The organism is Dokdonella sp. (assembly GCF_039926425.1).
Taxonomy (GTDB): Bacteria; Pseudomonadota; Gammaproteobacteria; order Xanthomonadales; family Rhodanobacteraceae; genus Dokdonella_A.
Genome location: NZ_JBDSWZ010000220.1, coordinates 1 through 8,027, shown reverse-complemented (window position 1 = coordinate 8,027; position 8,027 = coordinate 1). Strand labels below are relative to the sequence as shown.

Genomic DNA, 8,027 nt, shown 5'->3' with positions numbered 1-8,027 from the left:
GATGCCGTCTCAAGCAGATCCGCCAGCCCGGCGTGTCCGTGGCGCGTGCCGGCCAGCGGCCAGTCCGCGCCCGGGATGATCCACTCGATGTCGTCGGCGACCAGCGCCAGCAGACCCGCCCTGTCGCCGCTGCCGATCGCGGCGAAGAATTCCTTCACGGTCTGGATGTTGTTATCGGTGCTCATGGAAATATTTCCCATCCTGTGATCATGGTGTTCATGAGTCGAACTTGACCAGATCCTTGAAAATTAGATGGCCCCAGATTTTGTCGTGCGCCTGCACAAGCAGTCCACCTTCGGACAGCGCGCCGAGCTTGATCGGTGCGAAGCCAAGATTTTCCGCGAGCGTGCCGATCTGCGCTGCGGCATCGTCATCGTCGCTCGCCAGAAAAACGACCCGCCTGCCACCGTGGACAGCAGGATCCTGATCAAGGACGGGAGCGACCAGATGGTTAAAGCCTTTGACCAATTTTGCGCCGGCAAAGGTCTGCGCGACGAAGCTGGCAGAAGGCTGTCCTCCCATGTCCTCCATGGGCACGCCGTAGGCGTTGGTCACATCGATGATGATCTTTCCCTTCCAGTTCGGCAGGATTTTTGCGACATCTGAATGCGCCTCGAAACGGACCGCGAGGAAGATGATGTCTGCCCTGACGGCCTCCGCCAGCGTTTTGGCGATGATCGAGGGTCCGATTGCGGCAGCGGCGGAGGCGAAGCTTTCCGGGTCGCGCGTGGTGGCCACGGATACGTCGATGCCCTTGCGGGCAAAAGCCTTGGCCAGTGCCTGGCCGAGAGGGCCGAAGCCGATAATTGAACAGGTCATAGGAGTTTTCTCTGAGTTGGGTTGCCCGCTTGGATAAGCGCGGTCAGACCTGAGCCAGGCCGCCATCGACGGGAAGATCGATACCCGTAATGAACGAACTTTCATCGGAAGCGAGGAAAACGACGGCCGCCGCGATTTCCTCCGGCGTGCCCCAGCGACCCATGGGAATCTGCAACGCGTACTCGGCGGCCGCTTGCTTAGCCTGTTCGGCGGTAAGGCCCGCCGTCTTTTGCAAAGCCCCCGTCTCGGTGGGTCCGGGACTGACGCAATTGACACGGATCCGGCGGTCTTTCAGCTCCATGGTCCAGGCACGCACGAAGTTGCGCACAGCCGCTTTACTCGCGGCGTAAGCGCTGAATCCCGGGGTTCCCAACACGTTCGTGACCGAAGAGGTCACGATGATCGAGCCGCCATCTTTGAGCAGGGGAAGGGCCTTCTGCACTGTGAAGAACGTCCCTTTCACGTTCACGTCGAAGGTCTCGTCGAAATGTGCCTCGGTAGCTGCCTCCAATGGCGCGACCGTACCAGCACCTGCATTGGCAAATAGCACGTCGATATGACCATGCTTCTCTTTCACGACGGCGAAGAGCCGGTCCAGATCGTCCACGCGCGACACATCGCCTACAACCGTCGTAACGTTCCGCTTGATGAAGGCAGCAGCCTCCTTCAGCTCTTTCTCGCGTCGCCCAGTGATCACGACGTGCGCACCTTCTTCCACGAAGCGCTTGGCTGTGGCCAAGCCAATCCCGCTGCTTCCGCCTGTAACGACCGCGATTTTTCCCGCCAGTTTTTGTCCACCTTGGTTGTTCATATATTTCCCTTTTTGATTTTGTTATTCAGCAGGCCGCGCGGCGTTCCGAACCACCGAACGGGGTGCCGGGGCGCCGTTGGTCAGAGTTGCGCCAGACCGCCGTCGACGGCGACTTCGCTGCCGGTCATGAAGCTGCTGTCCGACGAAGCGAGAAAGGCAGCCGCCGCTCCGATTTCCGCCGGATCGGCCATGCGCAGGAGCGGAGTCATCGCGCCATAGGCCTTCTGGCCCTCGTCGCCCAGCGCCGCCTTTGCGAGCTCTGTCGCCGTCGCGCCGGGCGACAGCACGTTGACCCGGATGCCGGTGCCCTTCAGATACTCCGCCCAGGTCCGGGCGAGGTTGCGCACGGCCGCCTTGCTCGCGCTGTAGGCAGTGAATCCGGGAGCGCCCGTGGTGCCGGCGCTCGATCCGGTCAGGATGATCGAACCACCTTCGCCCATCAGCGGCAGCGCTTTCTGAACCGTGAAGATCGTGCCCTTCACGTTGGTGTCGAAGGTTTCGTCGATGTGCGCGGCGGTGATCTCGCCAAGCTTGAGTGGGCCGCCCGCGCCGGCGTTGGCGAAGACAATGTCGAGGGTTCCGCGCTCGGCCTTCACCGCCGCGTAGAGGCGATCGAGGTCGGCCTCATCCGAGACCGAGCCCTTCACCGCGTGAGCATTGGGTCCCAGTTCTGCCACAGCAGCGTCGAGCACTTCTTGGCGACGGCCGTAGATAAAGACGACGGCGCCTTCTTCGATGAAGCGCTTTGCCGCCGCAAGGCCGATTCCGGTTGCGCCTCCGGTGATCACGGCGGTCTTTCCATCGAGCCTGTTCATGTTGTCCATCCTTCGTGTTCGTGGGTGGAGGACGTGACCTCCTTCGTTGACGAGATCAATGTAATCCTGCCGCCGCCACTTGATTAGTTAGCATTTCGGGGAATAATTGTTCCACCAGCGGTAAAATCTCCAGGAAGCCCAATGAGTCGAGATCTCAATGACACCTTGGTGTTCGTCAAGGTGGTGGAGTTGGGCAGCTTCACGGCTGCCGCGAAAACGTTGCGCATGCCCAAGGCGACTGTGAGTCGCAGGGTGCAGGAGCTGGAAGAGCGACTGGGCGCCCAACTCCTGCATCGCACAACCCGCAAGCTCGGCTTGACCGAGGCGGGCAACATCTATTTCGCGCATTGCCACCACATTGCGCGCTACTTGGACGATGCGGAAAGCGCCGTCAGTCAGTTGCAGAGCGGACCGCGAGGCTGGCTGCGCGTCACCGCATCGCATCCGGTGGGCAACACGTGGGTCGCGCCCTTACTCAGCGAATTCCACGCACGCCATCCGGACGTTCGCGTGGAACTGCTGCTGAGCAACGACCACGTCGACATCATCGCCGGCGAAATCGACGTGGCGATGCGCATCGGCACGCTGGCGGATTCCAATCTGGCGGCGCGCAAGCTCGCCGTGTTCCGTACCGCGGTCTACGCCACCCCCGGTTATCTCGCACGTTTCGGCGAGCCGCTGCATCCCGACGACTTGATCCACCACCGGGCAACCGTGCAGACCAATCACCGTAGCGCCCACGGCTTCGCCTGGACGCTCGACAATGGAAACGGAAAGCTGCGTGAGTTCCCGGTGGACCCCGTCGTGGTCGCCAGCGATCCGAACGCCGTTCGCACGGTGATGATGGATGGCGAAGGCCTGATGCTGACCAGTGACGTCTTTGTGCGGGCGTTCGTTGAGCAGGGTCTGGTGCAGCGCGTGCTCGCCGGCTGGCGTGGCACGGACGTGGACCTGCACGCACTGTTCCCGCGCGGTCCGGTGCAGTCACCGAAAGTGCGTGCTTTCGTCGACTTTCTAGTCGAGCGACTGAATTTCGAGGAGAGCTACCTGGAGGTGTTGAACGGCCATAACACGCGTCGTTAGCGCCCGGCGGCCGCGACGGAAGCCAAAGCGCCGGGAGCGGCAGAGAGGCACCGGATGCTATCCCAGTTAGCGCCCGATTCAGGGCAGCCTGCTGAGGGAGATCAGCGAAGTCGACACTGCTGGACAACGCCGCGACGAGGGTTGACGAACTGGTCATCGAATTTTGCGACGCGCTGGGATCGACTGGCCGCTTCGGGTCGTTTGCCGACCACCGAAGTCGATGTCGACCCTCAGAAGTGGATGGCCGGCGTCAGGCGCGAGGTAGGTGTCCCTCAACAGCGGGGATTCCCATGAACATGAACGTATCAGCAAGATGCAATACAGGGTTCGTCGGATGCCGAAATCGTTCCCGGGACAATCCAATGTCGCGTTCACCACATCCCATTCCGACATCGTCGGCAAAGGCATGGCGACCTACCAGAGCCGGCAAGGATTCGCGCGACGAGCGGGCAATGCCGGCCTCGCGCCATGGTGCCGTGGAACGTCAAGCTCGCCGTGCTTGGGCCGCGGGGTGGCCCCTGCCGGCGGCTTTTCCCGCTTACCCATTTAACGCCATGCGGACGACATGAAATGACGACGATGAATAACGGCCTGACTCGCGCGGCCGGCGGATTGCTGGCCTTGCTCGCGCTCTCGCCGGCCTTGGTGCTTGGCCAGTCGCCCAACGCGCTGGGACCCGAGGGCAATGCCCTCTATGCGAATCCGTTTCCGCCGGCCGACGGCCGGTTGTTCGGAACGGGAATGGTGTCGGGGGATTTTGATGGCGACGGTATCGCCGACCTGGCCGTTTCGGAAAACAGCGGCCTGGAGTTGCGCGTCTATTTCGGCCGGCCGTGGACGGTGGGCACGGTCGGGGCGACGGGTTTCGACCAGGTGACCGTGGCGCGGCCGTCCGGCGGCTCCACGATGGCTGCGGGCGATTACGATGGCGATGGACGTGACGAGATCGCCTTGGGACGGCCGGGCGTCGGTATCACTGGCGCCAGTTCAACGGGCGCGGTGACGATCATGAATCGGCTGGGCAACGGCACCTGGTCGGAACAGGAGGAAATCCGGCTAGGGCAGTTCGGCTATGGCGGCGTCGCGGAACAGGACGACGAGCTGGGTCGTTCGCTGGCCGCAGGCGACTTCGACGGCGATGGCTTTGTCGACCTGGCGATTGGCCTGCCCGGCAAGACGGTCGGCGGTTTTGCCCTCGCAGGCCGGGTGATGATCACTTACGGCAGTGCAGCGGGAATCACGTCCGTCGATCACCGGTTCTATGACCGCAATACCGACTTCATCGATGGCGCACCCGAGGCGGACGACCGCTACGGATTCTCGCTGGCGTCCGCAGATTTCGACAACGATGGCTTCGACGACCTGGCCATAGGCGTGTTCCTGGCGCGCTGCGTGAACGGCCAGCGCGGCGGCGGCGTGGCGATGATGCGCGGCGCCAGCCTCGGCGTGTCGACGGCGCGCGGTCAATGGCTGCAGCCGGGGGCCAATGGCGTCGACGGCCAATGCCTGGGCGCTGGCGGGATGGACGGCTTCGGCACGTCGCTGCACGCCGGCGCCATTGACTTCAACTTGAACGACGACCTGATCGTCGGCGCACCATTCAGTAGAGGCGGCGGCGCCGTCGCCGTGTTCTACGGCGACGAGGAGATGGTCTCGACGTCCGACGAGCAGATCATTCGCGGCGAGGACTTGTCGGTGCCGACGCAGACCGGCTCTCGCTTTGGTATTCAGGTGGCCATTGGCAACTTCCGGGCCCAGGCGTTCGGCGCCCGGAGCTTGGTGGTCGGCGCGTCCTACGACCCGGTCAATAGCGTCGAGGAGGCCGGATCGGTATGGGTGATCCACGCGCAGGCCAACCGTCTGGATCCGGCGTCCGGTGTGCGCGGGACGTCGGGCACGTCGGGTACTGCTTCGGGTGCCCCGCAGACCTTCGACGTGTTTGGATCGACCTTGGCCGTCGGCGACTACAACGACGACGGACTGGAGGATCTGGCCATCGGCATTCCACGAGACGACGAGGCCGCGGTCGACGGCGGGGCCATCCAGGTCATCTACCAGAGCGGCTTCATCTTCCGTAACGGATTCGACTAACGCACGCTCCATGCGGACGGCGCTCGCCGACGTTCGCGGTGTCTGCGCGACCGCGCAAGGCCGGTTCACTGCGACGTTCATCAGCTCCTTCGGCGCGGCGCTCGTCGACTTTGCGACGGTCGTTGTTCGCATTGATGTTCGCCGGAGCTGCATCGATGGCAGGCCGTCTACCGCGCCCACGGGGTCACCTGGGAATGGCCGCTTTCTCGGTGGTAGCGGCGCAGGTGTGTGACCGCAATGGGTCGGAAGCAGCCGTCAGCACTCAGCCATTCGCTGGCAGCATCAGTCCCAATTAACCGGCCCGATAGCGAGCCACGCGCGCTTTTATCAATGGTGTTGGCGGTGGCGCGCCCAAGCACATTCGGACGTCAGGGTGCTGCAGAACTGAGTGGAGTGAAGCCGGGACCAAGGCTGCGGCGCGTTCATCTACGCTGCCGTGACGAGCACTATTTCCGATCGATTTGGATGCTTTCCTTGCGTCCGCTTTGGCCAACGGCAAGCATGATGCCGATGCCGAGGACGATCATCACCCCGATCACAATCCATGTCGGATCTATGTTGGAGAGAATCCCCAGTTTCCACAGCGCCGCGAGAATGCCGCCGACAAGGATGATGAACCCTGCGAGATACACACCAATCCATTTCATGGAGAGTCCTGCTTGATCGAAATGCCAAGCGTGTCAGCGTGTTTACGCAAGCACGCGATTCTTCAACTGACGTGCATAAACGCGTTCGGCCCGATGAGCGAGGAAGTCGAAATCGTCGGATGGCGGAGGATACCCTTCGGCGCGGCCGATGTAACCGTCGCGATTGGAACCAAGCCGTTGTAAGCCGAGGACAGTGAGTTCGGCGCTGGTTGTCCCGACGACACGGCAACCTAGCGGGCCTCGCCGGCAAGATGGCGCATGGCGCAATTCTGCCCCTACATCACGAACCTCTTGGTAATAACCCATGCAGAATGCTGGTTTGAATTCGTGACGCGTGTCGCCCCAAGGTCGTCGCTCACGAATGACAACAATGGGGCGAAAGCAGTCTGTAGAAATGATTCAAAAAGGAACATCGTCGCGCAAAGCCCGTTGACGAAGATAAGAAGCAAAGCAGGCCAGCCAGCTATCCAGCATCCAATGTCTGCCACCGCATGTACGCCGCATCCAGCTCAACCTGCAGCGCCGCGATCTCGCTATTGAGCGTGACGATGCGCGCGCTGTCCTGGCTGTAGAACGCGGGATCCTGCATCGTTGCGCCGAGAGCGGCGATACGCGCTTCGAGCGACTCGATCCGCTGCGGCAGTTCTTCCAGTTCGCGCGTTTCCTTGTAGTTGAGCTTCTTTTTCGAGAGTGGCGTTGCTGCAACCGTCGCAGGGCTTGATGACGCGGGCTTCACCGCCCGCTTGCGCGCCGCAGCCGCAGCGGCCGACTGCCGTTGCCAGTCGGTGTAGCCGCCGACGTATTCGCCGACGCGGCCCTCGCCTTCCAGCGCCAGCGTGCTGGTGACGACGTTGTCGAGGAACTCGCGATCGTGCGACACCAGCAGCAACGTGCCCGGGTACGCGGCGAGCAGTTCTTCCAGCAGTTCCAGTGTCTCGACGTCGAGGTCGTTGGTCGGTTCGTCCATCACCAGCAAGTTGGATGCTTTTGCAAACAGCTTCGCGAGCAGAAGCCGGTTGCGTTCGCCGCCGGACAACGCGGTGATCGGCGCGCGTGCGCGTTCGGGCGAGAACAGGAAGTCCTGCAGGTAGCCGATCGCGTGCTTGCGAGCGCCGTTGACCTCGATGAACTCGGCGCCTTCGGACACATTGTCGAGCGCGCTCAGGTCTTCGCGGAGATGCGTGCGATGCTGGTCGAAGTACGCGACCTCGAGGTTGGTGCCGAGGCGCACTTCGCCCGATTGCGGCGCGAGCTGGCCGAGCAGCAGTTTCAGCAACGTTGTCTTGCCGGATCCGTTCGCGCCGATCAGGCCGATGCGGTCGCCTCTCTGGATGGTGGTCGTGAGATCGCCGACAATCAGCCGATCGCCGAAGCCGAAGCGGATCGCGTCGATGTCGATCACGCGACGTCCCGACGGCACCGCGGAACCCACCTGCATCTTTGCGTTGCCGCCGAGCTCGCGCCGCTGCGATCGCTCACGGCGCATCTGCTCCAGCGCACGGACGCGACCTTCGTTGCGCACGCGCCGCGCCTTGATGCCCTGCCGGATCCACACTTCTTCCTGCGCGAGCTTCTTGTCGAACTGCGCGCTCGCCTGTGCCTCGGCATGCAGGCGTTCTTCACGGCGTCGCAGATAATTCTCGTAGTCGCCCGGCCAGCTCGTCACCTGTCCTCGGTCGATCTCGACGATGCGCGTCGCGAGCGCGCGCAGGAAGCGGCGGTCATGGGTGACGAAGATCACGCTGCCGGCAAACTCGAGCA

At 62.8% G+C, this 8,027-nt stretch carries 8 protein-coding genes; 2 read left to right on the top strand and 6 right to left on the bottom strand.

Annotation, left to right across the window (positions count from 1 at the left end):
* The 4 genes from ABIV12_RS12665 to ABIV12_RS12650 form a co-directional block, all read right to left on the bottom strand.
* Positions 1-185 (bottom strand): nuclear transport factor 2 family protein (locus ABIV12_RS12665; protein ID WP_348059820.1); only part of this gene is annotated, 185 nt, incomplete at its 3' end.
* 31 nt (positions 186-216) lie between these two features.
* Positions 217-819, bottom strand: a complete 603-nt coding sequence (locus tag ABIV12_RS12660; protein WP_348059818.1) for an NAD(P)-binding domain-containing protein — start codon at positions 817-819, stop codon at positions 217-219.
* Between the two features lie 43 nt (positions 820-862).
* Positions 863-1,630: a glucose 1-dehydrogenase gene (locus tag ABIV12_RS12655; protein WP_348059816.1), complete on the bottom strand. Its 768-nt coding sequence runs from the start codon at positions 1,628-1,630 to the stop codon at positions 863-865.
* Between the two features lie 80 nt (positions 1,631-1,710).
* A complete protein-coding gene (locus ABIV12_RS12650) occupies positions 1,711-2,445 on the bottom strand; it encodes an SDR family oxidoreductase (RefSeq protein ID WP_348059814.1) in 735 nt (244 codons plus the stop codon).
* A gap of 141 nt (positions 2,446-2,586) precedes the next feature.
* Between ABIV12_RS12650 and ABIV12_RS12645 the strand changes: the two genes are divergently transcribed.
* Positions 2,587-3,528: a LysR family transcriptional regulator gene (locus tag ABIV12_RS12645; protein ID WP_348059812.1), complete on the top strand. Its 942-nt coding sequence runs from the start codon at positions 2,587-2,589 to the stop codon at positions 3,526-3,528.
* A 570-nt stretch (positions 3,529-4,098) separates the two neighbouring features.
* On the top strand, positions 4,099-5,619 hold the full coding sequence (locus tag ABIV12_RS12640; protein ID WP_348059810.1) for a VCBS repeat-containing protein: 1,521 nt from the start codon (positions 4,099-4,101) through the stop codon (positions 5,617-5,619).
* 446 nt (positions 5,620-6,065) lie between these two features.
* Here ABIV12_RS12640 and ABIV12_RS12635 read toward each other — a convergent pair whose 3' ends face one another.
* Positions 6,066-6,266: a hypothetical protein gene (locus tag ABIV12_RS12635; protein ID WP_348059808.1), complete on the bottom strand. Its 201-nt coding sequence runs from the start codon at positions 6,264-6,266 to the stop codon at positions 6,066-6,068.
* A gap of 463 nt (positions 6,267-6,729) precedes the next feature.
* Positions 6,730-8,027: ATP-binding cassette domain-containing protein (locus ABIV12_RS12630; RefSeq protein WP_348059806.1), on the bottom strand; the 1,298-nt coding region annotated here is incomplete at its 5' end.

What these genes read in the sequence shown, in the direction of transcription:
- ABIV12_RS12660 (WP_348059818.1), bottom strand. Translation starts at nt 819, where the DNA reads ATGACCTGTTCAATTATCGGCTTCGGCCCTCTCGGCCAGGCACTGGCC.
- ABIV12_RS12655 (WP_348059816.1), bottom strand. Translation starts at nt 1,630, where the DNA reads ATGAACAACCAAGGTGGACAAAAACTGGCGGGAAAAATCGCGGTCGTT.
- ABIV12_RS12650 (WP_348059814.1), bottom strand. Translation starts at nt 2,445, where the DNA reads ATGAACAGGCTCGATGGAAAGACCGCCGTGATCACCGGAGGCGCAACC.
- ABIV12_RS12645 (WP_348059812.1), top strand. Translation starts at nt 2,587, where the DNA reads ATGAGTCGAGATCTCAATGACACCTTGGTGTTCGTCAAGGTGGTGGAG.
- ABIV12_RS12640 (WP_348059810.1), top strand. Translation starts at nt 4,099, where the DNA reads ATGACGACGATGAATAACGGCCTGACTCGCGCGGCCGGCGGATTGCTG.
- ABIV12_RS12635 (WP_348059808.1), bottom strand. Translation starts at nt 6,266, where the DNA reads ATGAAATGGATTGGTGTGTATCTCGCAGGGTTCATCATCCTTGTCGGC.